The organism is Burkholderia sp. JP2-270, assembly GCF_003233675.1.
Lineage (GTDB): Bacteria > Pseudomonadota > Gammaproteobacteria > Burkholderiales > Burkholderiaceae > Burkholderia > Burkholderia pyrrocinia_C.
In genome coordinates this window covers 792,533-818,501 of the sequence record NZ_CP029826.1, presented here as the reverse complement: position 1 = coordinate 818,501, position 25,969 = coordinate 792,533, and the positions used below count along the sequence as shown (strand labels likewise).

Here is a 25,969-nt window from a genome sequence, read left to right as displayed (position 1 = left end):
CGCTCGTACCGATTCGACACGACGTCGACATTCAGACGAACGCCCCCGCCGCTTCGGCATCGCCTGCGAGCCAGTCGTTCATCACGCGCGCATCCGCCTGCCGGTCCAGCGACAGACACACGTCGCTCAGTGCATCGACCTGCGCGCGGTCGAGCGCCATGCCCGCCAGCGCCCGATATTTCGCCAACAGCGCCGCGTCCGACAGCGGATTGCGCGGGTCGCCGAGCGCGATCGGCACGTGGCGCGATTCCCGCCGTCCGTCGGTGCGATGCAGGATCACCGTCGGCTCGTCGAGATCGCCGAGCGCCGGATCGACGTCGACCGCGATGCGCGCGAGCAGCGCGGTCACGCGCGGATCGGTGCGCCGGTCCGCGCGATACACGCCGATCCCCGTGTCGCCGAATGCCAGCGCTGCCGCCACCGCGTACGGCAGGCTCATCTGCGCGGACGACAGCGTCGACAGGTCGCGACCGCCGCACATGCGGGCCACGAACGCGCTCGTGCGCACGACCACCCGCTCGATCTCGCCGACCTCGACGAGGCGGCCGTCCGCGAGCTGCAGCGCCGCGTCGACGGCCGCATGCGCGCTGCGGCACGATGCATGCGGCTTGATCGAGCAGCGCATCAGCTTCCAGTGCGCGCCGAGGCCGTCGGTCAATGCGTCGGGCACATGCGACTGTGCGGCGAACGTGTTGAAAAAACTGCCCCACACGTCGTCGAACACGTGCGCGGGGCCGCTCACGCCTTCGCGCGCGAGCAGCGCCGCGAGCACGCCGCCCTCCGCCGCACGCCCGGCATGCAGCCGCTTCGTCTGCGCTCCGTCGTGGATGAAGCCCCACAGGCCGCCCGCAAAACTCGCCGCATGGCCGAGCGCGTCGCGCGTGCGCGCGGCGTCGAGCCCGAGCACGCGCGCGCTCGCGGCCGCCGCACCGAACACGCCGCAACTGAGCGTCGAGTGCCAGCCCGCCCCGTTGTGGGCCGAGTAGCCGCCCGCCGCCTCGAGCACGCGCCGGCCGACGTCGTAGCCGAGCACGATCGCCGCCACGCATTCGCGGCCCGTCACCGGGCGCCCCGCGCACGACAGCGCGGCGAGCACGGCCGGCAGCACGACCGCGCCCGAATGATCGCAGCCGCCGGAATCGTCGAGTTCGAGCGCGTGCGCGGCAATCCCGTTGACGAACGCCGCATCGCGCGCGCCAGCGGTCCGCCGCGTGCCCCACAGCGACGCGCCGCCCTGCGCGACGGCGCCGGTCAGCGCACGGGCGCTGCGCGTCTCGACGGCGGACGTGCCCGCCAGCGCGGCACCGAACGTGTCGAGCACATGACGCTTGGCCTTCGCGACGACGTCGTCCGGCAACGCGTCGGCGGGCGTCTGCGCGACGAACGCCGCGAGCCGCGTGGCGCGCGTATCGGTTGTCATCGTCATCGCGCCGACTCCTCCGCCACGCAGTGCGCGAAAACGTCGACCGGATGTCCCGGGGCATTGACGGGCGCTTGGGCACGCCACCAGCGCGCGACGTCGCGCCCCGTCGCGAACCAGACGTCGCCCGCGTCGCGCAGATGCGCGAGCAATGCGCGCAGCAGGTCGATCCGCCCGGCCGTGCCGATGATCTCGGGATGCAGGCGCAGCACGCAGCACAGCCCGAAGCGCCGAAACCCGTCGACGTCGCGCCGCCAGTTGTCGAGCACGTCGCGGTACGCCGCGATGCGCGGCTGACCGGCCGGCACGGGCGGCGACAGGTTGAACTCGAAGTACGGCTCGTCCTCGAGTTCGTAGTGCAGCGGCAGCTCGACGAGCCGCGCACCGTCCGCGCCGCCGTCGCCGCGCGGATGCACGTACGGCAGATCGTCGCCGCGCCACGACGACGACCACGTGAAGCCTTCCGCGACGAGGAAATCCGCAAAACCGTCGGCCCAGTTGCCGGTGAACGAGCGAAAGCCCTGCACGTCGCAGCCGATCGTGTCGGCGAGTGCCGCCCGCCCGGCGCGGCACGCGTCGATCTGCGCGGCGAGCGGCAGCGCATCGAAATCCTCGCAGCGATAGCCGCTGACGCCGAGCTCGTGGCCGGCCGCGGCGATCGCGCGCACCGCTTCCGCATGCGTTTCGGCGACGATGCCCGGGACGAACCAGCTCGCGGGCACGTGAAACGCATCGAACGCATCGAGCAGCCGGTCGACGCCGCGCGTCGCGCCGTAACGCCAGACCGACAGCGATTTCTCGCGGCCGACGATGCGCGGCTCGCGTGTCTGGATGCCGTGAATGTCGTTGAAGTCGACCGTGATCGCGACCGCGCATCGCGCGCCGCCCGGCCATGAAGGGAGTGTCGTCACAGGCCGCTCCGTTGCGTGGGTTGCACGTCTCGCGCGTGCTGCGCAAGCCACCAGTCGGCCACTTCGCGGCAGCGCGCGAACCATACGCCATCCTGCGCGCGCATGTGGCCGAGCCACGCCTCGAGCAGCGCGATGCGGCCGGGCTTGCCGCACACCTTCGGATGCAGCAGCGTCGTCAGGCACAGTCCTTCGCGGTATACGCCGTCGAATTCGCGCGTCCAGTTGTCGAGCGTCGCGCCGTAGCCGGCGATCCGGTCGAGCCCGGCCGGATAATCGGGGTTGCGGTGATACGCAAGCGACGCGTAGTCGTCGGTCTCCCAGCGACCGGGTATCTCGACGAGCGGCGCCTCGCCGTCGTCACCGTGCAGCAGGTACGGCCGGTCGTCGCCGCGCATCGAGCTCGAATAGCGCACGCCAGCTTCGCGCAGCACGGCCACCGTCGCCGCGCTCCAGTCGCCGGACGGCGTGCGGAACCCGACCGGCCGCACGCCGAGCGTACGCGCGAAGACGTCGGCCGACTGCGTCATGATCTCGCGCTGCCGCTCGGGCTCGAGCGTCCAGAACGCTTCGTGCCGATAGCCGTGGTAGCCGATCTCGTGGCCGCGCTCGACGATCGCCGCGCATTGCGCGGGCCAGGTCCGCGCGACCCACGCGGGCACGAAGAACGTCGCGGGCAGGTCGAACGCCGCGAGCATGTCGAGCAAGCGGCCGAGCGCGCGCCACGGCCCGTAGCTGCCGAGCGTGAAATACGCGGGGTTGCGCCAGATCGACCCGTTCAGCATCGCGTCGCCGGTCGGGCCGTCGAGATCGAACGCGAGCGCGACGCACGCGCGCTTCGCGTCCGGCCAGCGGGGAGCCAGGGCCGTCATCGCACGCTCAGTGAGTGCCGTTGATCATCGCCTTCGTCACCGCGTGCTCCTGCAGCCCCCACTTCGCCAGGATCTTCTGGTAGGAACCGTCAGCGATCAGCTGGTTGAGCGTCGTCGTCAGCGCGCTGCTCAGCGCGGTGTTGCTCTTCGCGACGCCGATACCCGTGTATTGCGACAGGAACGGCTTGCCGACCGGCGCGTATGCATTCTGCTCGAGGCCGTTCTGGTACGGCAGCGTCTCGCCGCCCTGCACGGCCGCGTCGATACGGTTCTGGCGCAACTGCATGCGCGCGTCCGACGAGCCGTCGGTGCCGACCACGACGATCGCCGGCTTGCCGGCCTTCACGCAGTTCTCAGCGCTCCACGCGGTCGTGTTGTCCGGGAACGACGTGCGCCGGCTCGAGCCGACGCGCTTGCCGCACAGCGCGCTCATCTGCGCGAACTCGCTGGCGCGCGCTTTCAGCGTGTAGAACTGCGGCCCCGTCTCGATGTAGTCGACGAACGTCACCGCGTCGCGGCGCGTCGGCAGGTCGGTCATGCCGGACAGGATCATGTCGACGCGCTGCGTCGCGACCGCGCTCATCATCTGGTCGAAGCTCGTCTCGACCCAGTTCAGCTTCGCGCCCATCTTCGCGGCGAGCGCTTCGCCGAGATCGACGTCGAAGCCCGCGAGCTTGTCGGTCGCCGGATCCTTGTATTCGAACGGCGGATAGTTCGGCACGATCGCGACGTTCAGCGTGCGCTTCGCGCTCGCGGCCTGCGCGACTGCGAAGGAGGCATGCAGCGCGAGCGCGCCGAATGCGACGGCGGCCAGCGTGCGGGTCAGGACGGATGCTTTCATGGGGAGTATCGCCTTGTCGTGGTGGGCTTGTATCGTTGACGGTGGAATCGTTCGGGCGCTTCGGTACGGGGCGCCCGGCCCGCTCATGCAATCACGGCCGAGATGAAATCGCGCGTACGCGCGTGCGTCGGCGCGGACAGCACCTGGTCGGGCGGCCCGCTCTCGACGATCCGGCCGCCGTCCATGAACACGACGCGGTCGGCCACCTCGCGCGCGAAGCCGAGCTCGTGCGTGACGACGATCATCGTCATCCCGCTCTTCGCGAGATCGCGCATCACGGCCAGCACTTCGCCGACGAGCTCGGGATCGAGCGCCGACGTCGGCTCGTCGAACAGGATCAGTTGCGGATGCATCGCGAGCGCCCGCGCGATCGCGACGCGCTGCTGCTGGCCGCCGGACAGCTCGACCGGAAACGCGTCGCATTTGTGCGCGAGCCCGACGCGCGCGAGCAGCGCACGCGCTTCCTCCTCCGCTTGCCCGCGGCGGCGCTTGAGCACCTGCACGGGGCCCTCGGTCACGTTCTCGAGCGCGGTCTTGTGCGGGAACAGGTTGAAGCGCTGGAACACCATGCTCGTCGCCAGCCGCTGGCGCGCGACCTGGCGCTCCGACAGCTCGTGGAGCCGGTTGCCGGCGCGCCGGTAGCCGGCCAGTTCGCCGTTGACCCACAGCGCGCCCGCGCTGATCGTCTCGAGCTGGTTGATACAGCGCAGGAACGTGCTCTTGCCCGAGCCCGACGGCCCGATGATGCACAGCACTTCGCCCTGCGCGACGTCGAGCGTGATGCCGTGCAGCGCCTGGAAATCGCCGTACGACTTGCGCACGTCGATCGCGCGAACGACCGCGTTCGTCATGACGTTCTCCCGATGGTTGAGGGTCGTGTCGTTCATGTGCGGCCCGCCGCGCGACCCGCGCCGCGCGCGAAGCGCCGTTCGACGCGCGCCTGCGCGAGCGACAGCACGGTGACGACCGCGAGATACCAGATGCCCGCGACGATCAGCAACTCGATCACGCGGGCGTTCGCGTAGTAGATGTTCTGCGCGTTGTGCAGCATCTCCGCGTATTGCACGACGCTCGCGAGCGACGTCAGCTTGACCATGCCGATCAGCTCGTTTCCGATCGGCGGCACGATCACGCGCATCGCCTGCGGCAGGATGATCCGGCGCAGCGCGTGCAGGCGCGGCATGCCGATCGATTTCGCGGCCTCGTACTGGCCGGTGTCGACCGACAGCAGCCCCGCGCGCACGACTTCCGACGTATACGCGCCCTGGTTGATGCCGAGCCCGAGCACCGCCGCGAGGAACGGCGTCATCACGTCGACGGTCCGGAATTCGGCGATGCCCGGAATGCCGAGCGTCGGGAACACCAGCGCGAGGTTGAACCACAGCAGCAGTTGCAGGATCACCGGCGTGCCGCGGAACAGCCAGATGTAGCCCTGCGCGATCGCGCCGAGCACCGGGTTCGACGACAGCCGCATCACCGCGGTGACCACGCCCAGCACGACGCCGAGCGTCATCGCGAGAACGGTCATCACGATCGTGTTGCCGAGCCCCGTCAGGATCGAGCGTGCGGTCAGGAACTGGCCGACGACGCGCCACTCGATCTGTCCGCGCGCGAACGCGGCGGCCACGTAGGCGAGCGCGGCAACGATCGCGATCGACGCGACATAACGGCCCCAGTAGCGCCGGCGCACGCGCACGAGGCCTGCGGTATCGTCCGCCGCGGCGCCGGCCGGCCCGGGTGCGCCGTCGAGACGGCTCGAATCGGATGCGCTCAGCATGACGGCCCCCGGTAGTCGGCCGCCCAGGCGGCCTGGCGTTCGATCGCACCGCTCAGGCGGCCGATCTGCTCGCGCACGCGCGCGGGCGACGTGCCGCCCGCGCCGCCGCGCGCGGCGACGGCCGCGTCGAGCGTCAGATGCGCGCGCACCGCCGGCGCGAGGCGCGGGTCGACGGCCTGCAGCTGTTCCGCGCTTGCGTCCGCGAGCTCGATGCCGTCGCGTTCGCACGCCCGCACGAGCGCGCCGGTGATCTCGTGCGCTTCGCTGAACGGCACGCCCGTCAGCGCGAGCCAGTCCGCGACCTCGGTCGCGAGCGTGAAGCCGAGCGGCGCCTGGCGGCGCATCTCGTCGACGTTCACGCGCATCGTGCGGATCATCCCCGCCATCGCCGGCAGCACGAGTTCGAGCGTGTCGATCGAATCGAACGCGGCGATCTTGTCTTCCGCGAGATCGCGGTTGTACGCGAGCGGCAGCGACTTCAGCGTCGCGAGCAGGCCGGTCAGGTTGCCGATCAGGCGCCCGGCCTTGCCGCGCGTCAGTTCCGCGATGTCCGGGTTCTTCTTCTGCGGCATGATCGAGCTGCCCGTCGCATAACCGTCGTCGAGTTCCACCCAGCGGAACTGTCGCGACGTCCACAGGATCACTTCTTCCGACAGGCGGGACAGGTTCACGGCCAGCATGCTCGCGACGAACGCGAATTCGGCGACGTGATCGCGTGCGGCCACGGCGTCGATCGAGTTCTCGCACGGCGCGTCGTAGCCGAGCTCCTGCGCGGACAGCTCGGGCCGCACGCAGATCGCCGAGCCCGCCAGCGCGGCCGCGCCGAGCGGCGAACGCGCGGTGCGGCGGTCCCAGTCGACCAGGCGGTCGGCGTCGCGATACAGCGACTGCGCATGCGCCAGCAACTGATGGCCGAACACGATCGGCTGCGCGGGCTGCAGATGGGTGAAGCCCGCGGTCACCGTGTCGACGTGCCGGCTCGCCTGGCCGACCAGCGCCTGCTGCAGGTCGAGCACGCCGCGCACGAGCTGGCGCGCCTTGTCGCGCAGGTACAGGCGCAGGTCGTTCGCCGCCTGGTCGTTGCGCGAACGCCCGGCGCGCAGCTTGCCGCCGAGCGCCGGCAGCCGCTGCGTGAGCACGCGCTCGAGGAACGTATGCACGTCTTCGTCGGCAAGCGACGGCGCGATCGCGCCGGCCGCGTAGTCGCGCGCGATGCCGTCCATCGCAGCCAGCAGCTGCGCGAGGTCGTCGTCATTCACGATGCCGGCGCGGTTCAACTCGCGCGCATGCGCACGGGAGCCCGCCAGATCGTACGGCACGAGACGGTAGAAACTCGGATCGGAGCGGGACAGGTTCTGCAGCGCGTCGGACGGCTCCGACTGGAAGCGGCCGCCCCACAGGCGTTCGATCGGTTCGGTAAGGCTCATTGCGGTCGACCTCGACTCGGTTGGATTGCCCCCACTGTAGGCATTCAATTTTTTTTGTTGTAGCGAGAAATTGGCTCCGCTTAAATGAAGTTTTTCTCAGCACCGTCGCCTTCGACGCGCCCGCCGATGCGCAACCGCCTGCCCCCGCTGAACCCGCTTCGCGCATTCGAGGCCGCCGCCCGGCGCGGCAGCGTGTCGGCCGCCGCCGACGAACTGCACGTGACCGCGAGCGCGGTCAGCCACCAGATCCGTATTCTCGAAAGCACGCTCGGCGTCGCGCTATTCGTCCGATCAAAGGCACGCGTGAAGCTCACGCCAGAAGGCGAGGCGCTGCTGGAACCGGTCGGCGCCGCGTTCGACCTGATCGCGAACGCCACCGTCAGGCTCGATTCGCCGGCCGCCGTCGGCGACCTCGTCGTGTCGACGCCGCTGTCGCTGACGTCGCGCTGGCTCGCCCGGCACATCGGCGATTTTCTCGAGCGCTATCCGGGTATCCACCTGAAGGTGATTCCGTCGAACGACGAGCGCGAGATCTATTCGACGGACGTCGACGTCTGCATCCGCTACGGGGAAGGCACCTGGCGCAACCGGCACGTCGAGCTGCTCGATCATCCGGCGCTGTTCCCGGTCGTGAGCCCGGCGTTGATGAACGGGCCCGATGCGATCCGCAAGGTGCAGGATCTCGCCGGACGCACGCTGTTCTGCGAGCATGCGGGCTCGTGGATGCGCTGGCTGGCGGAAGCGAACGCCGACAAGCTGCCGGGCATCCGCATCCTCGAAATCGGCAACGCGCACATCGGCGTCGAAGCCGCGGTGCACGGGCAAGGCGTCGCACTCGGCGACAGCCTGTCGGTGCGCGACGACCTGATCGACGGCACGCTCGTGCGGCCGTTCAACGCAACGGTGCCGTCACGTCATGCGTACTATCTCGTCACGCGTCATGAGCTGACCGGGACGCCGCTCGTGACCGCGTTCACGTCGTGGCTGCGAGCGTGCCTCGCGTGATGCGCGTCGTTACAGCCGGGCTTTGATCAGGAAATGAGATTCGCCAGGTCGTCCCACACCATGACGATGTTGTGCGACCGCCAGATCGGCCCCGCATCGACGTACTCGCCGGCAAACCGCGCATTCAGCGCCTCGTAAAAGGCAATCGCGGATGCGTTTCCGTTGACGACACTCAACGCGGCACCCCGATACCGCAGCCTTCTCAAATGCGTTGCGAGTTGGGCAAGCAGCTTGCGGCCGATGCCGCGACGCTTGAATTCGGGATCGACATACAGGAATTTGATCTCGCCACGGCCGTCGAATATCGGTTCCGACGGCGCGCCGGCCGCGCCGATTCCGACGATCCTGCCGTCGGTCTCCGCAATCAGCACGAGCTGGTCGCCGTCGTTCGACGCCAGCTTTTCCTGCCATTTCCTGCCGCGATAGCGCTCGTCGAGCACGGCATGCGCTTGCGCCGGTGCGAGATCCCGATAGGTGTGCCGCCAGACCTTGACGTGGAAATCGGCGATTGCCTGTGCGTCGTCGATGTTTGCGGACCTGATGGATATTCCGGTCATTGAGGACTCCCTGTCGGGTGGCTTTGCGCCAGTGGGTGCGGTGTATGCAGCGGATTGTAACGATCCGGGCAGCGATGTCGAATGACCGCTTGTGGCCCGCGGCTGGCCACCGGTCACGATCTCCGAAGGCCGGCGGCCGACACCACGTCCGTCGTTTCGTACTCCCTCCTTCGCACCGGCCAACGGCCGCTCACACGGCGAGTTCGAAGAAGGATCGCGCCACGACCCGGCCGTTGACGATCAGCTCGACCTCATGCCGGCCCGCATAATGCCGGCGTGTAGTGAAATCGCGGATCGGCCGACTGTGCCGCAGCGTGATGCGCTGGCCGGGTTCGAGCATCAGTACCTTCAGCTTGAACACCTTCGGCGACGCATCGCCATTTTGCTTCACGTAGGCGATACGATAATCGACGACGAGCCGCTGCGCCGTGCCGGCCGTCGAATGCAGCTCGCAGGCGAGCGTGATCGACTCGCCGAGCACCACCTGCGCAGGCGTCACGCCAAACGGACCGGCTTCCACGAGAGGCGCGCTTTCGGCACCCAGTATCGCGAGCGCTCGCGCATCGCACTGCTTCACGAGGGTGCGAAGCGCATGACGAACGATCCAGCGCGTATGCGGATGGTCGCCGCCCCATCTTTCGGCTCGATCGAGCACCCATGCAGGATGCGTCTTCGCCACATCGTTCAGGTGATTCGCGACCGAGCGGCGTACATAAGCGCTCGAGTCGGCGCGAAGATTGTCGAGTATCCGCGCGGCCAGCGCCGGGTCGGCCTCGATCTCGCGCAGCCGGAACGACCATGGCAGGCGCGGGCGGCTTCCCTCGCTTGCCAGGCGGCGCACTGCGTCGTCCGCGTCGTACGACCAGGTTTCCATCACTGCGAGCGCGCGAGCGCTGTCGATGCGCAGGAATTCGCGCACCGCGAATTCCGACGAGCCGAACGGCGTGAAATATTTCAGCGCGTCCATCGAGCGGTCGAATGCGTGCCGACCGTACTGCCCGACATAATCGGGGGCGATCAGCGAGACGAAACCCCGGCCCAATCGAGGTGCCGCCTCCTGCAACAACGCCAGCACGGCATCGTATCCGCCGGGCAGCGACCGCGCCCCCGTGTCGATCGCCACACTGGCGCGCCTGACGCGCTCCATCAGCGTCAAGCCGTCAAGGCCGTCGAGCGCCGTCGCAAGAAATGCGGCCCGGTCGAAGGCGGGCTCGATCGAATGCAGCACGTCGGACAGCGTGTGGAACTGCCGCTCTCCCAGCGATTCCTTCAGCGGGACTGGAGCTTGAGTGGTGGTCATTGTGAGGAGATCCGACGTGCGCCGCAGATCGATGATTGCGAAAGCACACAGTATCGCCGAAGCCCCTGTCAATTCCTGTCAGCAGTCTTTGCCCGGCCGGCGCACCCGTGCGGGACGCAATCGACGTGCGCGGAACGCGAACCGCGAGCCGGCGTGCGGCGTTCATGCGTCCGTTCGCCGCTGCTCGCGGGATGGATCGTGCGAATCGCCGCTGAAGAGCCTGTTTCGCAACTGACCGCCGACGAACGCACCCGCAATCAACGACAGATACCCGGCAACGAGGAGATGTCGCCAGCCGTCGAGCGCGGCGCGGTGCGCAACCAGCGCCGCGTCGGGCGCCGGCACGGCGAGACTTCCCGGCACGATCGCACGCGTCATCTGCACGAATCCCGCCGCCGACAGCACCGGCAGCAGGACGAGCATCGCCAGCAGCACGAACTTCGCATGCCGAAAAAATGCATGGCGGCGCAAATGAAACCACAGCCCGAGACTGCCGTGCACCCAACCCGGTGCGAGCAGCGCGATCTGCAAGCCCTGCGTGCCGCTCGTCAGGAGCGATACGATGACACGTTCGTAGTTCGGTTCGAAGCCGTAGAACGATGTCGCAACCCGTGTCCCGACGACGTGGCGTATCAACAGCATGGGCAGGCTGAGTCCCGCCCACAGACGAAGCCATTCGGCGGGCGGCAGCGCCCAGTGTCGGCGGCCGTAGATGGTGCGGATCGCCAGCGCGAAATGCAGGCCGGCCGCGCCATACAGCAGGATCGTGCCGGGCGCGCTTTGCCACAGCCCGATTGCCAGGTGCAGCGCGTGCTCAGCGATATCGATCGACCAGATGCCGAGCGCGTGATTGACCATATGAATGGAAATATAGAGCCACAGCAGGATGCCGGAACCGAGTTGCAGCCTTCGCGCGGCCTTGTGCATCCCGTCGTGCGCCGACGCCGGTTTACCGGCATCGGAGTCGATCGCCTGCAGCGCGGGACGCGGCGCGCGGTTGCGCCGCGGCGGGCGCATGCCGATGCGATCCTGGAACAACGATGGCCGCCATGCCTCGTTCACCTGCGGGGCACCGTCGCGATCGCGCCGCGATCGGCCCGGAATGTCCCGGGTTTGCCTCTCCTTGCCGTTCATTGGCGCCTCCCCTCGATGCGTCCGCCGCTTGATCGGCATACCGCGGAGCGGGCCCGTTTATTCCGGCGACGCGCGACATCCCGCGCATGAAGTGCATCGCACGGTTTCGGGAATAGGCGCGGTGCTCGCCGGGTATACGGTGTGTGAGCACGACGGATGACGATCGCAGCGCGTCGGCACCCTGCACATCGAAACGAGCGCAGTCAAGGAGACCATCATGTCCAACGTTCTGTCCCACTGGATTCTGATCGGCTGCGACGCATACGACGAGTATGTGTTCGTGCCGTGGCTCGATAAATCCGTCTATCGGAGAACGGTCACGCTGCGTCGGGTCTGCCTGTTGTGACGGAAGCGGTTCCGGCGCACCTCGCCGCCCCCGCCGGACAATCCGGACCAGAATCCACGCTGCTTGCCGCGTCAGCGCCACCCCCGGCGCAACAGTACCTGTCACGTGCCGCGGAGCCGATGGCGACCGCGTCCACGACACAAAGTGGAGTTACCCCCGTAGTCGCGGACACAGCCTCACGCCATGCTCGATGAATCCACCGCGCGTCGAAACTCGCGTAGTGAGCGATATTTCAGTGCGCTCCGGGGATGCTTCTCGTTGTCATGCTCGAACGCAATGGCCGACATTCCGCACGGCCGTCGCTGCATCCGGTTTCCGCATGAAGGCCACATAGTCGCGCTTCATCGTCTTCACGAAGCTCTCGGCCATGCCGTTGCTACGCGAGCCACGACTTGATGTTCGCCTGCATCGCGCCGATCGAGATCCCGTAGCGCTCGTGCAACGTCGGCAACGCGCCCGCGGCGAGGTACGCATCCGGCAGCGCGATGTGTCGGAACGGGAAGTCGAGCGGCTGCGTGCGGCAATCCACCGGTAACGGGGTATGAACACGGTAAGCGTAAGCCCTGTCATAAGCATTGGGTAATAAAGAATCTCCTGCTTATTACGTGATTACCGGGAACGAGCCGGAGGAGCAACGGAAGCGGCTACGCTACAACCTGGTTGCTTCGGCGGTGATCTCGCAGAACACGGTCGACATGAGGCACCGATTGCTCACTGGATCGGCGGTGCCGCGCCCAGCTTCTCTGACAACATTCGCTCGTACACACCAAAGTGCAGATCGACCTCCTTTTGCGTAACGTGAGTGACCGTGATGTCGATCTGGTCAGGTAACAGGCCCAGCACGACCGCGACGGCGGCTTCGAGTTGCGGTGCACAAACCTTGTCCTCCACCATCGTCGTGCCGACCAGCACGTCGTAGGTCTTTTCCTGCCGGCACACGACCTCGACGAGTCGCGCCCGCGCGCTCATGTTGTTGTCGATCGCGAGCCTGACAACCTCCACCACGGTGCGCATCGTCTCGGTCGGAAAGCCCTTTGTCGAGCGCAGCCGGATACGATGCCTGCCCAGCGTAAGCCAGTCCGTGTCGAATTCCATGGCGTCCTCCATATGCAATTCCAAGCCGCTGCGATGATAGGTGCCAACGCCGAAATTTCAAGTGCAAAAAACTGCCGCCGCCCCTTGAAATTTTCCGCAGAGTTCCTATCTTGAGTTTCGCTCAGGCAGACGCGCGGGCCCTCTCATTCCGCGCGCTGCGTGTTTCGATTTGTTTGCCGGCAGCCCGGCAGGCGAACTGGAGCGCGTAGGCCCGTTCGCCTCCCGGCTGCACTCAAGGAGGATATGATCATGAGCGATCTTTACTTCGGAACCGACCTCTTCAGTGAGTTTGACCGTCTGCAGCAGCAGATGGCGCAACTTTTCGGCGGTTTCCCGTCCAGCATCCGCGCCAGCCGTTTCGGTGCGTTTCCTCAGATCAACATCGGCGCGACCGACGAGTCGATCGAGATTGTCGCCTTCGCCCCGGGAATCAACGCAACCGAACTCGACGTATCGGTCGACAAGGGCCTGCTGACCATCAGCGGCGAACGCAAATCGACACAACCCGACACTGGCAGCGAGACGCGCACCTATGCGCAGGAGCGCTTTGCCGGCACCTTCCGGCGCGTCATCGAGCTGCCGGAAAACGCCGATCCCGATAAGGTCCAGGCGCGCTACGAAAACGGCTGCCTGTCGATCAGCATCGGCAGGCGCGAATCGTCCAAGCCGCGCGCCATCACTGTCCAGTAATCCAAGGAGCCGATCATGACTGACACGACCCAACTGGCTGAACGCGGCCCATCCTCCGTAGCGCGTCGCGACACCGAACAGCCCACGCGCCGGATCACGCTCACCCCGGCAGTCGACATATACGAGGACAGCCAGGGCGTCACGCTGTGGGCCGACCTGCCCGGCGTGACGAAGGACAAGCTGGACGTCAAAGTTCACGACAGCAGCCTCTCGATCGAAGCCGAGGCAGCGGTGACGACGCCGGCGAACCTGCGGCTGCAGCATGCCGAGGTCCGCGAACCGCACTTCGCCCGGACGTTCACGCTGTCACCGGACTTCGACACGTCAAAGATCGAGGCGAACCTTCAGGACGGAGTGCTGAAACTGACGATCCCACGCCGCGACGAGGCGCGCCCACGACGCATTGAAGTCAAGACCACCTGACCCGCCAGCAAGGGCAGGTCAGGTGCATGGGCGGCAGCGATCGCGCTGCCGCCGCCGCGAGAACCAGGAGCAAGAGGCCCCGGTGCCTGAGGTCACTCAGGAGTCCTGGCCAGGGCATGCGATCCGCATCCGCACGATTCCCGTGCGACAGATCGTGCCACGCATCCGCCACGCTCGAAACAGGTTGATGCTGAATCGGAGGACGCTATGAATACCGATCTGAAAAAGTGGAACCCCTTCAAGTTTCTTCGCGGGGCTGCCCGCAAGTCCGATGCGGAAGGCCCGGAAAACCCGCCGCCAAGCGAACCGTGGCGGGCCTCATGGCCTGACATTCCGCGACTGTTCTCACGCGAGCCGTGGCGTGCAATGGAGGAGTTCTTTCACGACCCGTTTGCAGGCCGTGGCGCGCTCGAACGATGGTTTGGCGACTTCAGCTCATCGCGCTTCCAGCCGCGCATCGACGTCGTCGATGAAGGACAGGTGCTGCGCGTGACCGCCGAACTGCCCGGAATGGAGCGCGAAGATCTGAAGGTGAGCGTCGAGGATGGGGCAATCGTGCTGCGCGGAGAGAAAAAGCAGGATGTCCGCAGCGAGGAAAACGGCTGCTACCGGCTGGAGCGCGCCCATGGAAGCTTCGTGCGCACGATCCCGATGCCGGAAAACGCCGACCCCGATCACACCCTGGCCAAGTTTGACAATGGTGTACTCACGTTGACCGTGCCGAAATCGGAGCCGGCGCAGTCCACGAAGCGCACGATCGATATCGGCTAGGGCAAGTCCGCAAAGTCGGTCCGCACGAATTTGCGACCTGGCTGCTGGTTCGCCCCGGACCAGCTCGACATGAATCGCGCCGAGTTCGACGCGCTGCTCGAACGCCAGCCGGTATCGCCGGGCTCGCTCCGGGCGCAACGCTCTGTAGGAGGTGTCACATGCAAACAGACAATGTCATGGAGTATCACGGCTGTGAGGTCCGGCCGGTGGTAACCGCCACCGGAAAGGGGCGCTACGCAGCTGCGGCCATCGTCACCGACCGGGCCGGCGAAACACGCACGCTCGGCGTCGATGGGGACTTCGCCCACGCCCGGGAGGCCCTCGATGAAGCGCTGGAGCTTGCCGTCGCATGGATCCAGCAACGCTCGGTCGTTTCGGAGCGGTATGTCCGACGGATCTAGCGCGCCGGTATGAAACTGCGGGCCGGACGCATGGTGGGTCCGGATATCGGACACTTCACTGCGCGCTGAATGTGCATTCGTTCCCGACCGCGACGCAATCGGCATTCCAGGCGGCCGTCGACCGGGAGGCGCCGGCCGCAGAGTCTCCGAGTTGCGAGCCGGCTCGCATATACGATGCGCACCGCGCACGCCCGACTCGGTGATCACTTCATCAAGCCGGTAGAGACGGCCACGCGCGACGCGTCATTGCAACGTGTCGCGCGCGACCTGCTGCCGGATGCCTGGCCTGCGATGTGCGTGGTTCATCTTTTCGCGGTTCGCGAACCCGCAGTGGAGGTATGAGTCCAGTGCCACCATTCATGGTGGTCCAGATTTCTAAGCAGTTCCGCGCGACGATGTTCGCGGCGATAGCGGTTCATTGCGGCAATTGCCGCAAACGCCAGCACGAACGCGCCGACCACGAACCCGACCCATGCTCCGCTCATAGCAGCCTCCGTCATTTTCGGCCAACTCGGATCACTCAACGCATTCGCGACACCGCTCTCAGGACAGCGCGGCCCTCTGCGGTAACCTGGACACGCCGACAACCCGATGCCGGCTGATCAAGGGCGATCAGGCGATGCTCGATGAGCGTGACGAGTTCGTCGCGATCCAGTTCGATCTGATCTGGCGCATCCCGAACGATCATTAAAGTAGTAATTTCGTGCGGACTTAGCATGGTCTGCATGGAATGTTCGTATCGGACAATTGGATTGTGTATACATGCGCGAACGCATGCCTCCCGCTTTCAACGTAACGAGGTGCTCGAGAGTTTGTAACGCCCTCACCATTTCCTGCGACGATTCAATGCGAAATTTAGTGGGCACATTCTAACGCGCTCGCATCCATTTCGGTCCGCTACCTCATAGGTGGATGCCCTGATTCGGAAACGTTATCATTGATCTAAATTAAGAAAACATGCGAAATGGTATGAATATATAAATACCACCGTATTTCATATAATCACCAAATCATTCATTTTTGAAGCTGTCAGATAATGCAGGTCGATCGATATCTTCAAGAAACATTCTCCTGCATTCATTCGAAATCCTCACATTCGCTGTATCGCCGGAGAGAAACGGCCAGTGCGTCGACATCGCTTTGATAGCTTGAAATCACATCCGCCCGCTCCGGAAATCGTTCGCGTTGCAACGACAGTGTCTCCACGGCTGCGGCATGACGCCTGACAAGCTGCCCGCGCGTCACCCATTCGTCATTTCCGCCGGTGCAGGACTTGATGTGCTTCAGCACGCCGTCGCCGAGCACCTTGAGCGGCGCGTGCCCATTGATGAATTCCGCGTAGTGTCCCGAGAAAAACCGCTCCCACTCGTTCCCCTCCGAGTCGTGCCGAAACGCGACGATATGCCCGCCGAGATCGACCAGGTAGCGATAGGACAAATTCTCGTGCGCGTCGGGTGAAGTCAGCTCGGCAAACCTGTTCGCTCGATGAAATCTGTCGGCGAGCGATCCGGCGCCATCGGACAGATGCGCGGCAAGGAAAAACTGGGCCGCGCCGGATGGGCAGCCGTTCTGAGGAATAAGGAACGTCACATGGCTGCCGTGCCGCAATGCGAACGTGTAAGTCGCAAGTATGCTCATTACGATTTCCTCTTGATCCTCATGAAGACGATCGCACCTGGACGCTATTTCCCGGATCACTCGTCTGCGGGTCAATCTCCGTAGCAAGCGATATGCCATCGCAATGCACTCGATTCGCACGGCGATACGAACCGCCGGAATACACGGAAAGTCGCCGTGAACGGATGAAAATGTTTCAGCGTTGATACGTTTCGCACGGCTCAAGCGCCTGCACACGTCGCTCGCCCTTGTCGAAACCTTCGGGGTCGATGCGGAAGGTTCCCCTTCCCGATCCCATTGGGCTCGCCATTTCCCGACTCGCCTGCCTGGTTGCAACGCTGAAACAGACCGGTTGGCCGGTCGAAGCGCATTCGGGAACACGAATTGCGCCATCGTTTCGGTGCAGCCCAACCCGGGAGTGAAAGATGCGCAACGGCCATACCGTCGGCAAGGTGGCTGCGTGGCTCGCCGTTGTCGTTGCCCTGACGAGTGCCGCGCTGTTCGTCTTCATCGTGACGTTCGACTGGAACCGCGCGCGCCCTTGGGTCGACAACAAGGTATCGGACGCGATCGGACGGCAGTTCGCCATCAACGGCGACCTGCGTGTCGGGTGGCACCGGCCCGTGAGCGAGCACGGCTGGCGCGCCTGGGTGCCGTGGCCGCGATTCAGCGCCGGCAATGTCACGATCGCCAACCCGGACTGGGCGCGCACGAAGCATTTCGCCACGCTCGACGCGATCAGCTTCGAAGTCGAGGCGCTGCCGCTGCTCGCGCGCCGCATCGTGATTCCGGCCATCGACCTCGTCAATCCGTCCGTCGACCTCGAACGCCTCGCGGACGGGCGCGTCAACTGGACGTTCCAGCTCAAGAATGCCGATCATCCGGGCAAGTGGACGCTCGACCTGCACGATATCGCGTTCGCCACCGGCAAGCTCCGCTACTATGACCAACAGAAGCAATTCGACCTGAGCGGTGTGATCGACACGCTCGGCAAGCCGATTGCGTTCGGCGACGCGTTGAAGCAGCAGGCGGCGCTGGCGCGCAGCGAATCGGCGCAGGCCGTCGGCCAGGAGGGCCAAAAGAAACTCGCGGCACAGGTACACCAAGGTGCGGCACGATCCCCGGCGCCCGTGTCGGGTATCGAAGCGGCATCCCGCGCATCGGCAGCGGCGGCGCAAGCGGTGGCCGCGGCGTCGCAAGCGTCGGCCGCGATATCCACTACCGCGATCGCCCCGGCGGCATCGGCTGCGTCGAGCACGTCCGCGACGGCGGCGTCGGGCGCGCCGGCAGGCGCCGCGCCCGCGGCGTCCGCAAGCACGGGCGATTACACGATCGGGTGGACCGTCGACGGAACCTACAAGAAAGGGCACGTCGCCGGCACTGGCAAGATCGGAAACGTGCTGGGGCTGCAAAGCGTTCAGCGCCCGTTTCCGGTCCAGGCCAATTTGCGCTTCGGCGATACGAAGCTGGCGCTGGTCGGCACGCTGACCGATCCGGCGCACCTGGCGGCGGTCGACCTGCGACTGTGGCTCGCGGGCACCAGCATGGCGCACCTGTACGACGTCACCGGCATCACGCTGCCCGAGACCCCGCCCTATGCGACCGACGGACGGCTGATCGGGCAATTCCGCGCGTCCGGCAATGTCTTCAAGTACGAGGACTTCACGGGGCGTGTCGGCGGCAGCGATCTCACCGGCACGCTGGTGTACGTTTCGCGCGAACCGAGGCCGCTCCTGTCGGGCACGCTGGTGTCGAAGGTGCTGCGGTTCGCCGACCTTGCGCCGCTCATCGGCGCCGACACGAATGCCAGCAAGGCGCGCCGCGGCGCCGCGGTCGCGCAGCCCGCGAACAAGGCACTGCCGGTCGAGGCGTTCCGCACCGAGCGCTGGAAGAAGATCGACGCCGACGTCCGGTTCACCGGGCAGCGCATCATCAAGTCCCCGAGCTTGCCGATCACCGATCTGAAGACCCACGTCGTCATGCAGGACGGCGTGCTGACGCTCAACCCGCTGAACTTCGGCGTCGCGGGCGGCACGCTGGCGTCGAACATCCACCTGGACGGCAGCGGCACGCCGCTCAAGGGGCGGTTCACGCTGCAGGCGCGGCACCTGAAGCTGAAGCGGCTATTCCCGACGTTCGAGGTCATGCAGACGGCGCTCGGCGAAGTCAACGGCGATGCCGCGCTGTCGGCCACCGGCAACTCGCCGGCGGCGCTCGCCGCCACGTCCAACGGAGAAGTGAAGACGCTGGTCACGGACGGCACCGTAAGCCTGTTGCTGATGGAAGCGGCCGGGTTGAACGTGGCGAACGTGGTGTACGAGAAGCTGTTCGGCGATCGCGACGTGAAGATCAACTGCGCGGTGGCCGATTTCGTGGTCACCAATGGCGTGCTCGACTCGCGCGTATTCGCGCTCGACACCGCAGATGCGGTGATCGGCATGAACGGGAACGTGAACCTGCGGGACGAGACCATGAACCTGACAATCCATCCGCATACCAAGGGGTTCCGCGTGGTATCGCTGCGCTCGCCGCTGTACGTCACCGGTACCTTCAAGCAGCCTCACGTGGGCGTGAAGCCGGGGGCGCTCATCGCGCGCGGCGGGGCAGCGGTGGCGCTGGGCCTGCTGAATCCGCTCGCGAGTTTGCTCGCATTGCTCCAGCCGGGCCGCAATCAGCCGCTGCCGTGCAAGCAGATGCTGACCGACATGGAGCAGCGCCCGACCGCGCCGCCACCGGGAGTACGAAAGGAGAAAAAGGCTGCGCCGGCGTATATGAGTGCGGCGCCGCCGGCTTCACAGGCTCACGCGCCGGCGGCTGTCGAACCCGAGCAAGCGACGCGCGCAGGCCGTACCGGCGCTCCTGGCCGGTAAGGCCGCGGTATTCGAGTTCGGACGGAGGCGTCGGCCTGCTGTGTCGAGCAACGGCGGCATGGGAGCATAAGTGCCCGGCCGCACTCGAACGCGTCGCGCAGGTCGGCTTCCAGCGCCGAGCACCACCACAACGCTTGCCGGCGCGCCGCCGATCTGATTAGCCAGCGACGGCACACTCAGCACAGGCCCACTACCGAATCCTTACATGCCCGCGAGGCTGGCCTGGCTTTGCTCAATCATCTAAAAGGGCTGATCGAAGACCCAGATATTGAACGAATGGATCAAAGTCCCGACCGCTGTACAGCAGCGAAACGCCGTTCTCGATACAGTAAGTCGCGATCAGCGTGTCGATAGTCTTGCGGACCGTCACGCCTCGCGCCCTCAAGTCGCGATAATTTCGTGCGGCCTGGACGGCGTTATCGGTACCGACCAGCGACACGACATTCAAGCGCGTCGTCATCAACTGGCGGGCCACATTGAATTCGGATTCAGCCGGGAAACCTTGCAACACCTCTGCCACGATCAGGTCGCCCGACAACAGCGCCTCGTTGCCGAGCAAACCGTCCAGCTTGTCGGTTTCCGGCGAAACCTTGCCACGAAAATAGTCAATCCAGACGCTCGAATCCACGAGCGTCATCGATCCGTCCTCATCGCGTCGAGATCGCCTTCCCAGTGGAGTTTTCCGCGAAACTGGCGAATCTGCTCTTGCTGTTTGAGCCTGATGATCGTCTTCAAACCGAGCTCGACGGCTTCCCGCTTGGTTTTGACACCGGTTGCGGCAAGTGCCTCGGCCATCAGCTTGTCGTCGATTTCAATGTTGGTACGCATGGCATGCCTCGCTGTGTGTATAAATCAATTCGATTACACACATTGCAGATGGCTGCATCCGGCCCGGGCGCAATCAACCTACCACCCCTCAGGCAGAGCAACCCCACGGATTTCAGCAAATATCTGCGGCTCCCCCCGAGAGCCCCCTGTCTGCCGGCGCTTGAACGGTAATCCCCCCGTTTTCCACGGGGTTCAGAAGTAGAAACTAAGCGGCCATGGCCAACCGCTGCTTTGGCGTAAATCCGCCCAGGGCCATGTTCGGGCGGTCATGATTGTAAGTCCACATCCAATCGGTCGCGAAGCGCTGCACGTGGTCCAAGTCTTCCCAGTGGTACTGCGACAGCCATTCATACCGCACGGTCCGGTTGAATCGTTCGACATACGCATTCTGCTGCGGCTTGCCCGGCTGGATGTAGTCGAGCCTGATGCCGTACTGTCGGGCCCATTCGATGATCGCTGCGCTCAGGTACTCGGGCCCGTTATCGCACCGAATCGCTTCTGGCCTGCCGCGCCAACCGATGATCTGCTGCAGCGCCCGGATCACGCGTTCGGACGGCAATGAGAAGTCGATCTCGATGCCGAGTGCCTCGCGGTTGAAGTCGTCGATCACGTTGAACAACCGGATGCTGCGTCCGTCGGCCAGTTGGTCGTGCATGAAGTCCATCGACCAGACCTGGTTGACGGCGCACGGCACCGCCAGCGGCTCCGGTACCTGCCTGACCAGCCGCTTGCGCGGCTTGATCCGCAGGTTCAGCTCCAGTTCGCGATAGATCCGGTACACGCGCTTGTGATTCCACCCGAAGCCCTTCACGTTGCGCAGGTACAGGAAGCACAGCCCGAAGCCCCAGTTCCGATGGTTGTCGGTCAGCCGCAGCAGCCAGTTCGCAATCTCGTCGTTCTCGGCGCTGCGCCGACCGACGTACCGATAACAGGCCTGGCTGATCCCAAATGCCTCACATGCCAGCCGGATCGATATGCCCCGGATGGACACCGCATGCATGGCCATCTCACGCCGGCAAGATGGCCTCAATCTTTTTTTGCGAGCGCCTCCGCCACGATCTCGGCCTTGATCTTTTCCTCGACGTACATCTTGCGCAGCCGGGCATTCTCCGCCTCCAACTCCTTCATCCGTGCGATCAGCGAGACGTCCATGCCGCCGTACTTCGAGCGCCATTTGTAAAACGTCGCCGTGCTGATGCCCAGCTCCCGGCACAGGTCCGGCACCGACAGCCCCGATTCCACGCGCTTGAGCGCGTCCATGATCTGGCTGTCCGTGAATCTCGACTTCTTCATGCTGTAGAACTCCCTCAACGAGAAAATTCTACTTCCGATTACACCGGTTTTTCGGGGGGTTTACCAGTTCAGCATTGACGGCCGCCGCCGCTCGGGCGCGCGCCGAATCAATCATGTGGCGGATGTCGGTCAATAGGGATGCGGGGACGAGTTCGGTCATCTTGTCAGGAATGGAGGGCTCGGCGGGCCGGCGCACGCCAATAGGGGCCACGTTACCGGAATCTCAGCCACGGCGGAACCCTGCTGGGCGCTCCCCCAATTCTCTCCGCACCGCGGAGAGAATTCAGCCGCCGGCCCGCCGAGGCCCTTCCCTTTCACCACACTAAATGTGGTCGCTCGCAATTGAGCCTCAGCACCGCCTGAGACGAAGTCGCCTCGCCAACAGCCCCGTCCGGATCGAAGAACACCCCGGCCCGCGTGTGGCGCAATGGCCAAAGAACCCGCCCACGGCACGTCGTCGCCCGCGCCAGAAATCCAGGGGCGCCGGAACGGTGATGGCACCGCTTTTCGATCGCCGCGGTAGGAGCGCTCAACTCCCTAAGGGCGAGTGCCGCCGCTCACACAACTAACGTTGTAACCATCCGCGAGAGCCAAGGAATTCCAGCCAACCCATGCCAGGAAAGGCTAAGCGGGAAATTCCGTTTCAACTAAAGATGAGTCTAGCTGCGCGATCGCGTCAACTAAAGTTGTAACGCGATGGGCGATTTCAACCAAAGTTGTGTGGCAATCGTCGATCGACATGGCTGACGAGCCGGTGCCAGCTGGATAGAGGCTTTGATCGTGCTGACTCGGTTCGGCCGCGAAGCTCCGCTCGAAGATCGCCTGAAGCTGCTCCGCGAGGAGCCCCGGAGTGGCGGGATGCCGCCAACGAACCCTGCCGGCCGCTGGTAGACACAAAATTAGTTGAAAACTAGTAACAAATTTAGTTGCGTGAGCGGCGAGCGTAAGGCTTTCGCAAGATGGCACGAAACGAAGGGTAACATTGACCTGCCCCCTGCAAACAGGGCCAGCCGGAGTCTAGTAAAGTTCGTTTTCGGAGAAGAAGACGAACATGAAGAAGCGCTTTACGGAACAGCAAATCATCGGGTTTCTGAAGGAAGCCGAGGCCGGCATGCCGGTCAAGGAACTGTGCAGGAAGCACGGGTTCAGTGATGCGTCGTTCTACACTTGGCGTGCGAAGTTCGGTGGCATGGAAGTCTCGGAAGCCCGCCGGCTCAAGGACCTCGAGGTGGAGAATGCCCGGCTGAAGAAGCTGCTGGCCGAAGCAATGCTCGATATGGAAGCGTTGAAGGTCGTCGTCAAGGGAAAGCCCTGAGCCCGCAAGCCAAACGCGAAGCAGTATCGGCGATTCGGGAGAAGGTCAACATCTCCGAGCGCCGCGCCTGCCGGCTTGTCGGGCTTTCTCGCAGCGTGCTGCATTACGACGCGAAGCCAGACCACGAGAATGAGGTGCTAGCGGCGCGTCTGGTGGAGTTGGCACACGAACGTCGTCGATTCGGCTACCGCCGATTGCACGCCCTAGTGGAACGCGAAGGCACGCACGCCAATCACAAGCGCATCTATCGCCTGTACCGTGAGGCAGGGCTGGCTGTGCGGCGCCGTCGCAAGCGCCGCGGCGTAATGATTGAGCGCGAGCAACTGGCATTGCCGGGCGCCCCCAACGAGGTGTGGTCAATCGATTTCGTGATAGACGCGCTTTCCAACGGCCGGCGCGTGAAGTGCCTGACCGTCGTCGACGACTTCACGAAAGAGGCTGTCGACATCGTCGTCGACCATGGCATCTCAGGTTTGTATGTCGCTCGGGCATTGGACCGCGCAGCTCGCTTCCGTGGCTATCCCAAGGCGGTGCGAACAGACCAGGGCCCCGAATTTACGAGCCGCGCGCTTGACCAGTGGGCGTATGCGAACGGCGTCGCTCTGAAGTTGATTCAGGCGGGCAAGCCAACGCAGAATGCGTACATCGGTAAGCGACCAGCCAACCCGTCTTGACGAGCGAGTTTAGGCGGCAGTCGAGAGAGGTTGCCAACGATGCGGCAGTAGCGCGTCGATGTCGTTGGCCTTGTGGGTCGGCAAGCGTGTGAGGACGTCCTTCAGATAGGCGAGCGGATCGAGCCCGTTCAGTTGCGCCGATCGAATCAAGCTCATGATGGCGGCCGCGCGCTGACCCGCACGCAGTGATCCGGCGAACAACCAATTGGACCGACCGACTGCCCACGGTCGGATCTGGTTTTCGACCCAGTTGTTGTCGATCGGCACATTGCCGTCATCGAGATAGCGCGTGAGTGCGTCCCATCGTTTCAGGCTGTAGTCCAGCGCCTTCGCAATCGCCGAGCCGTCCGCAACGAGTTTGCGCTGCGCCATCAACCATTCATAGAGGGCGTCGCACACCGGCTTGGCCCGACGCTGTCGAAGCCGCTGCCGTTCGTCGACATCCAGTGCTGCAGCCTCGCGTTCGATGTCGTAGAGCGCGGTAAAGAACGGCAGGGCCTGCCCCGCAACATGGCTGCTGTGGTTGGCATGCAATTCAAAGAACTTGCGTCGAGCATGGGCCGCGCATCCGATCTCGGTGATGCCGTGCTGGAACGAGGCCTTGTACCCGCTGTAGTCGTCGCATACCAGTTTGCCGTGCCAGCCCGTCAGGAACGTGCGAGCGTGCGCACCGGCGCGGCTCTCGGCGAAGTCGTAGACCACCGCGCGCAGTTCGCTGAACTGAGTCGACGTATACGCCCACAGGTATGCCCGGTGCGTTTTGCCCTTGCCGGGACTGAGCATTTGCACCGGCGTCTCGTCGGCGTGCAACACCGCCTGTTGCCGAATGGCCTGGCCGAGTGCGTCGACCAACGGCTGCAACTGCACGCCACACCGGCCCACCCAGGCACCCAGCGTGGATCTCGGGATGGCCAGTCCCGCACGACCAAAGATCTGTTCCTGGCGATACAGGGGCAGGTGGTCGCCGTACTTGGCGACCAGCACCTGCGCGAGCAACCCGGCGGTGGGCATGCCCTTGTCGATCACATGCGGTGGAACCGGCGCTTGGATCAGCGTCTCGCACGCTTTGCACACCCACTTGCCGCGGATGTGCCGTTCCACCGTAAACACGCCCGGCGTGTAGTCCAGCTTCTCGCTCACGTCCTCGCCGATCCGTATGCGTTCGCAACCGCACTGGCATGTTGTGCTGTCCGGTTCGTGATGGACGTCGGTGCGTGGCAGTTGCGGCGGCAGTGGTGCCCGTTTCGGCTGCTCGCGTTGCCGTTCAGCTCGCGTAGGCTCGAGTTGCTCAAGCTCCATCTCGATGGCAACCAAGTCGCCATCGATCGCCTCGTCGAGCAGGTTCATCTGCTCGCTGTTGAGCTGTTCGCTACGCCGGCCGAACTGCTGGCGCTTGAGGATCGAGATCTCATGGGTAAGCTGGTCGATGCGGGTCTGCTTGTAGCGGAGTTCCCGATCTCGTTCACTGGCTTCCCGCTCCTTCTCGTGGATCGCCTGGTCCTTCGACTGGACCTCTGCAATCAGTTGCGCAGTCAGGGCGCGCAACTGTTCCGGGGTAAGTGCGTCGAGGTCAGCGGGATTCATGCAGGCCAGTCTGCCAGAACGCTGTAGGCGGTGGAAGCTGAACTGTTTACGCCTCCGTCGTACTCAGACGACACGGATCACGCCACTCTCGCCAATGCGTTGCCACGGCAGGCCCAGCACCAGGCCGGCCAGTTGTTCGTGCGTCAGTTCATGCTGCTTCGGTTCGCTGCCGGCGTGCGGCCAGGCAAATTGCCCCTGATTCAGACGTCGTGCTGCCAACCAAATGCCGATCCCGTCGTGGATCAGGACCTTCATGCGGTTGGCGCGGCGATTGGCGAACAGATAAGCATGGTGCGGGTGCGCGGCACCGAATACCTTGACCACGCGCGCCAAGGCCGTGTCGAAACCGGCACGCATGTCCAGCGGATCGGTCGCCAGCCAGATCTCGTCGACGCGGATCACCGCATCCACTCGCGCAGCCAGGCGGCACACTGGGCGGCTTCGGACACGGGCCAACTGACCGTGATCGACTGATCGCCCCGGCGCACCTCGATGCGGATCTCTGCCGAGTGCGGACTCGGCGCTCCCAATGGCACCGACACAAAGGCTGGCAGCGACGGTGGCGTGGCCGGTGGACGACCCAGCGGTCTCTTGGGAAGTCGCCCCTCCGCCTGATCGATCCAGCGCCGCAGCAGATTCGCGTTGAGCCGGTGTTCCAGCGCGACCGCAGCAACCGATACGCCGATTCCCTGGCACGCAGCTACCACCTGCGCCTTGAACTCCTCGCTGTACCGTTGCCGGCGACGACGCTCGGGGAGTGCTTCCGATTCGATAGTGTTCACGTGTCCGCTTATTCGTTAGGTGGACACGATACTCCCAAG

General features: G+C 64.9%; 27 protein-coding genes and 3 pseudogenes. 9 read left to right on the top strand and 21 right to left on the bottom strand.

All coding sequences use genetic code 11. The features are described from left to right. Nucleotides 1-31: 31 nt before the first annotated feature. The 7 genes from DM992_RS36490 to argH form a co-directional block, all read right to left on the bottom strand. Nucleotides 32-1,426: an MmgE/PrpD family protein gene (locus DM992_RS36490; protein WP_111021036.1), complete on the bottom strand. Its 1,395-nt coding sequence runs from the start codon at nt 1,424-1,426 to the stop codon at nt 32-34. Beyond that, the gene (locus DM992_RS36485) at nt 1,423-2,331 is read right to left on the bottom strand and encodes a polysaccharide deacetylase (protein WP_111021035.1); all 909 of its coding nucleotides are present in this window, start codon (nt 2,329-2,331) and stop codon (nt 1,423-1,425) included. Before DM992_RS36485 ends, DM992_RS36490 begins: the two co-directional genes overlap by 4 nt. Beyond that, the gene (locus DM992_RS36480) at nt 2,328-3,200 is read right to left on the bottom strand and encodes a polysaccharide deacetylase (RefSeq protein ID WP_111021034.1); all 873 of its coding nucleotides are present in this window, start codon (nt 3,198-3,200) and stop codon (nt 2,328-2,330) included. Before DM992_RS36480 ends, DM992_RS36485 begins: the two co-directional genes overlap by 4 nt. A 7-nt stretch (nt 3,201-3,207) precedes the next feature. Further along, nucleotides 3,208-4,041 (bottom strand): ABC transporter substrate-binding protein, encoded by an 834-nt coding sequence (locus DM992_RS36475; protein ID WP_111021033.1) that lies wholly within the window; start codon nt 4,039-4,041, stop codon nt 3,208-3,210. An 83-nt stretch (nt 4,042-4,124) separates the two neighbouring features. Next, the gene (locus tag DM992_RS36470; RefSeq protein ID WP_111021032.1) at nt 4,125-4,928 is read right to left on the bottom strand and encodes an amino acid ABC transporter ATP-binding protein; all 804 of its coding nucleotides are present in this window, start codon (nt 4,926-4,928) and stop codon (nt 4,125-4,127) included. Beyond that, nucleotides 4,925-5,818: an amino acid ABC transporter permease gene (locus tag DM992_RS36465; protein WP_111021031.1), complete on the bottom strand. Its 894-nt coding sequence runs from the start codon at nt 5,816-5,818 to the stop codon at nt 4,925-4,927. Before DM992_RS36465 ends, DM992_RS36470 begins: the two co-directional genes overlap by 4 nt. Beyond that, nucleotides 5,812-7,245, bottom strand: coding sequence for an argininosuccinate lyase (gene argH / locus DM992_RS36460; RefSeq protein ID WP_111021030.1), 1,434 nt, complete (start codon nt 7,243-7,245; stop codon nt 5,812-5,814). The genes DM992_RS36465 and argH overlap by 7 nt, the downstream gene beginning before the upstream one ends. A gap of 126 nt (nt 7,246-7,371) precedes the next feature. Between argH and DM992_RS36455 the strand changes: the two genes are divergently transcribed. After that, nucleotides 7,372-8,250: a LysR substrate-binding domain-containing protein gene (locus DM992_RS36455; RefSeq protein WP_111021624.1), complete on the top strand. Its 879-nt coding sequence runs from the start codon at nt 7,372-7,374 to the stop codon at nt 8,248-8,250. 26 nt (nt 8,251-8,276) lie between these two features. On the opposite strand, the gene DM992_RS36450 is transcribed toward DM992_RS36455, so the two are convergent. The 3 genes from DM992_RS36450 to DM992_RS36440 all read right to left on the bottom strand — a co-directional run bounded on the left by DM992_RS36450 (nt 8,277) and on the right by DM992_RS36440 (nt 11,241). Further along, on the bottom strand, nt 8,277-8,924 hold the full coding sequence (locus tag DM992_RS36450) for a GNAT family N-acetyltransferase (RefSeq protein ID WP_239511470.1): 648 nt from the start codon (nt 8,922-8,924) through the stop codon (nt 8,277-8,279). A 73-nt stretch (nt 8,925-8,997) separates the two neighbouring features. Next, nucleotides 8,998-10,107, bottom strand: coding sequence for a DNA alkylation repair protein (locus DM992_RS36445; RefSeq protein ID WP_111021028.1), 1,110 nt, complete (start codon nt 10,105-10,107; stop codon nt 8,998-9,000). Between the two features lie 162 nt (nt 10,108-10,269). Further along, nucleotides 10,270-11,241 carry a hypothetical protein gene (locus DM992_RS36440; protein ID WP_343212478.1) on the bottom strand — a complete coding sequence of 324 codons (972 nt, stop codon included), beginning with the start codon at nt 11,239-11,241 and terminating at the stop codon, nt 10,270-10,272. A gap of 217 nt (nt 11,242-11,458) precedes the next feature. On the opposite strand from DM992_RS36440, the gene DM992_RS43450 reads away from it, so the two are divergent. Continuing rightward, nucleotides 11,459-11,587: a hypothetical protein gene (locus tag DM992_RS43450; RefSeq protein WP_258170546.1), complete on the top strand. Its 129-nt coding sequence runs from the start codon at nt 11,459-11,461 to the stop codon at nt 11,585-11,587. Nucleotides 11,588-11,763: 176 nt separating this feature from the next. On the opposite strand, the pseudogene DM992_RS36435 reads toward DM992_RS43450, so the two are convergent. The 3 genes and pseudogenes from DM992_RS36435 to DM992_RS36425 all read right to left on the bottom strand — a co-directional run. After that, nucleotides 11,764-11,968: pseudogene (locus tag DM992_RS36435) on the bottom strand (integrase core domain-containing protein); the annotation flags it as partial. Then, nucleotides 11,964-12,086 (bottom strand): annotated as a pseudogene (locus DM992_RS36430) (transketolase family protein); the annotation flags it as partial. The pseudogenes DM992_RS36430 and DM992_RS36435, both read right to left, overlap by 5 nt. 212 nt (nt 12,087-12,298) lie before the next feature. After that, nucleotides 12,299-12,682, bottom strand: coding sequence for a hypothetical protein (locus DM992_RS36425; RefSeq protein WP_034185047.1), 384 nt, complete (start codon nt 12,680-12,682; stop codon nt 12,299-12,301). Between the two features lie 249 nt (nt 12,683-12,931). Here DM992_RS36425 and DM992_RS36420 point away from each other — a divergent pair, with 249 nt between their 5' ends. From DM992_RS36420 to DM992_RS42055, 5 genes are all read left to right on the top strand, one after another. After that, a complete protein-coding gene (locus DM992_RS36420) occupies nt 12,932-13,372 on the top strand; it encodes an Hsp20/alpha crystallin family protein (RefSeq protein WP_034185046.1) in 441 nt (146 codons plus the stop codon). A 15-nt stretch (nt 13,373-13,387) separates the two neighbouring features. After that, the gene (locus tag DM992_RS36415) at nt 13,388-13,795 is read left to right on the top strand and encodes an Hsp20/alpha crystallin family protein (RefSeq protein WP_034185006.1); all 408 of its coding nucleotides are present in this window, start codon (nt 13,388-13,390) and stop codon (nt 13,793-13,795) included. Between the two features lie 207 nt (nt 13,796-14,002). Further along, entirely contained in the window at nt 14,003-14,566 is a 564-nt protein-coding gene (locus DM992_RS36410) for an Hsp20/alpha crystallin family protein (protein ID WP_105393476.1), read from the top strand. A 158-nt stretch (nt 14,567-14,724) separates the two neighbouring features. Beyond that, entirely contained in the window at nt 14,725-14,967 is a 243-nt protein-coding gene (locus DM992_RS36405) for a hypothetical protein (RefSeq protein WP_111021027.1), read from the top strand. A gap of 174 nt (nt 14,968-15,141) precedes the next feature. After that, the gene (locus DM992_RS42055) at nt 15,142-15,309 is read left to right on the top strand and encodes a hypothetical protein (RefSeq protein WP_162631824.1); all 168 of its coding nucleotides are present in this window, start codon (nt 15,142-15,144) and stop codon (nt 15,307-15,309) included. Between the two features lie 178 nt (nt 15,310-15,487). Here the strand turns inward: DM992_RS42055 and DM992_RS36395 are convergent, their stop codons facing one another. Both DM992_RS36395 and DM992_RS36390 read right to left on the bottom strand, forming a co-directional pair. Further along, nucleotides 15,488-15,685 (bottom strand): hypothetical protein, encoded by a 198-nt coding sequence (locus tag DM992_RS36395; protein ID WP_034185045.1) that lies wholly within the window; start codon nt 15,683-15,685, stop codon nt 15,488-15,490. 359 nt (nt 15,686-16,044) lie between these two features. Further along, nucleotides 16,045-16,605: a hypothetical protein gene (locus DM992_RS36390; RefSeq protein ID WP_111021026.1), complete on the bottom strand. Its 561-nt coding sequence runs from the start codon at nt 16,603-16,605 to the stop codon at nt 16,045-16,047. 404 nt (nt 16,606-17,009) lie between these two features. Between DM992_RS36390 and DM992_RS36385 the strand changes: the two genes are divergently transcribed. Beyond that, nucleotides 17,010-19,454, top strand: coding sequence for an AsmA family protein (locus tag DM992_RS36385; protein WP_111021025.1), 2,445 nt, complete (start codon nt 17,010-17,012; stop codon nt 19,452-19,454). Nucleotides 19,455-19,686: 232 nt separating this feature from the next. Here DM992_RS36385 and DM992_RS36380 read toward each other — a convergent pair whose 3' ends face one another. From DM992_RS36380 to DM992_RS36370, 3 genes are all read right to left on the bottom strand, one after another. Beyond that, nucleotides 19,687-20,091, bottom strand: a complete 405-nt coding sequence (locus DM992_RS36380) for a PIN domain nuclease (protein ID WP_105393471.1) — start codon at nt 20,089-20,091, stop codon at nt 19,687-19,689. Next, nucleotides 20,088-20,282, bottom strand: coding sequence for a type II toxin-antitoxin system VapB family antitoxin (locus DM992_RS36375; RefSeq protein ID WP_095400851.1), 195 nt, complete (start codon nt 20,280-20,282; stop codon nt 20,088-20,090). Before DM992_RS36375 ends, DM992_RS36380 begins: the two co-directional genes overlap by 4 nt. Nucleotides 20,283-20,487: 205 nt before the next feature. Next, nucleotides 20,488-21,575 (bottom strand): IS3 family transposase gene (locus tag DM992_RS36370; protein WP_111021024.1). Its coding sequence is split into 2 segments (ribosomal slippage): nt 20,488-21,314 and nt 21,314-21,575, totalling 1,089 coding nucleotides; the frame shifts between segments, so codons are not numbered across the junction. 1,051 nt (nt 21,576-22,626) lie between these two features. Here DM992_RS36370 and DM992_RS36360 point away from each other — a divergent pair. Then, a pseudogene (locus DM992_RS36360) lies at nt 22,627-23,537 on the top strand (IS3-like element IS407 family transposase); the annotation flags it as partial. 36 nt (nt 23,538-23,573) lie between these two features. On the opposite strand, the gene DM992_RS36355 reads toward DM992_RS36360, so the two are convergent. The 3 genes from DM992_RS36355 to DM992_RS36345 all read right to left on the bottom strand — a co-directional run bounded on the left by DM992_RS36355 (nt 23,574) and on the right by DM992_RS36345 (nt 25,930). Beyond that, nucleotides 23,574-25,148 carry an IS66 family transposase gene (locus tag DM992_RS36355; RefSeq protein WP_111021023.1) on the bottom strand — a complete coding sequence of 525 codons (1,575 nt, stop codon included), beginning with the start codon at nt 25,146-25,148 and terminating at the stop codon, nt 23,574-23,576. Nucleotides 25,149-25,211: 63 nt separating this feature from the next. Further along, nucleotides 25,212-25,559 (bottom strand): IS66 family insertion sequence element accessory protein TnpB, encoded by a 348-nt coding sequence (gene tnpB, locus DM992_RS36350; protein ID WP_080938779.1) that lies wholly within the window; start codon nt 25,557-25,559, stop codon nt 25,212-25,214. Next, nucleotides 25,547-25,930, bottom strand: a complete 384-nt coding sequence (locus DM992_RS36345; RefSeq protein ID WP_152778060.1) for a transposase — start codon at nt 25,928-25,930, stop codon at nt 25,547-25,549. The genes tnpB and DM992_RS36345 overlap by 13 nt, the downstream gene beginning before the upstream one ends. Between the last annotated feature and the right edge of the window lie 39 nt (nt 25,931-25,969).

Bases quoted from the DNA above. Each gene is read 5' to 3' on its own strand.
- DM992_RS36390 (WP_111021026.1), bottom strand. From the start codon at position 16,605: ATGAGCATACTTGCGACTTACACGTTCGCATTGCGGCACGGCAGCCAT.
- DM992_RS36375 (WP_095400851.1), bottom strand. From the start codon at position 20,282: ATGCGTACCAACATTGAAATCGACGACAAGCTGATGGCCGAGGCACTT.
- DM992_RS36475 (WP_111021033.1), bottom strand. From the start codon at position 4,041: ATGAAAGCATCCGTCCTGACCCGCACGCTGGCCGCCGTCGCATTCGGC.
- DM992_RS36380 (WP_105393471.1), bottom strand. From the start codon at position 20,091: ATGACGCTCGTGGATTCGAGCGTCTGGATTGACTATTTTCGTGGCAAG.
- DM992_RS36470 (WP_111021032.1), bottom strand. From the start codon at position 4,928: ATGAACGACACGACCCTCAACCATCGGGAGAACGTCATGACGAACGCG.
- DM992_RS36385 (WP_111021025.1), top strand. From the start codon at position 17,010: ATGCGCAACGGCCATACCGTCGGCAAGGTGGCTGCGTGGCTCGCCGTT.
- DM992_RS36480 (WP_111021034.1), bottom strand. From the start codon at position 3,200: ATGACGGCCCTGGCTCCCCGCTGGCCGGACGCGAAGCGCGCGTGCGTC.
- DM992_RS36440 (WP_343212478.1), bottom strand. From the start codon at position 11,241: ATGAACGGCAAGGAGAGGCAAACCCGGGACATTCCGGGCCGATCGCGG.
- DM992_RS36465 (WP_111021031.1), bottom strand. From the start codon at position 5,818: ATGCTGAGCGCATCCGATTCGAGCCGTCTCGACGGCGCACCCGGGCCG.
- DM992_RS36415 (WP_034185006.1), top strand. From the start codon at position 13,388: ATGACTGACACGACCCAACTGGCTGAACGCGGCCCATCCTCCGTAGCG.
- argH (WP_111021030.1), bottom strand. From the start codon at position 7,245: ATGAGCCTTACCGAACCGATCGAACGCCTGTGGGGCGGCCGCTTCCAG.
- DM992_RS36410 (WP_105393476.1), top strand. From the start codon at position 14,003: ATGAATACCGATCTGAAAAAGTGGAACCCCTTCAAGTTTCTTCGCGGG.
- DM992_RS36490 (WP_111021036.1), bottom strand. From the start codon at position 1,426: ATGACGATGACAACCGATACGCGCGCCACGCGGCTCGCGGCGTTCGTC.
- DM992_RS36420 (WP_034185046.1), top strand. From the start codon at position 12,932: ATGAGCGATCTTTACTTCGGAACCGACCTCTTCAGTGAGTTTGACCGT.
- DM992_RS36445 (WP_111021028.1), bottom strand. From the start codon at position 10,107: ATGACCACCACTCAAGCTCCAGTCCCGCTGAAGGAATCGCTGGGAGAG.
- DM992_RS36395 (WP_034185045.1), bottom strand. From the start codon at position 15,685: ATGCTAAGTCCGCACGAAATTACTACTTTAATGATCGTTCGGGATGCG.
- DM992_RS42055 (WP_162631824.1), top strand. From the start codon at position 15,142: ATGCGCACCGCGCACGCCCGACTCGGTGATCACTTCATCAAGCCGGTA.
- DM992_RS43450 (WP_258170546.1), top strand. From the start codon at position 11,459: ATGTCCAACGTTCTGTCCCACTGGATTCTGATCGGCTGCGACGCATAC.
- DM992_RS36455 (WP_111021624.1), top strand. From the start codon at position 7,372: ATGCGCAACCGCCTGCCCCCGCTGAACCCGCTTCGCGCATTCGAGGCC.
- DM992_RS36405 (WP_111021027.1), top strand. From the start codon at position 14,725: ATGCAAACAGACAATGTCATGGAGTATCACGGCTGTGAGGTCCGGCCG.
- DM992_RS36355 (WP_111021023.1), bottom strand. From the start codon at position 25,148: ATGAATCCCGCTGACCTCGACGCACTTACCCCGGAACAGTTGCGCGCC.
- DM992_RS36425 (WP_034185047.1), bottom strand. From the start codon at position 12,682: ATGGAATTCGACACGGACTGGCTTACGCTGGGCAGGCATCGTATCCGG.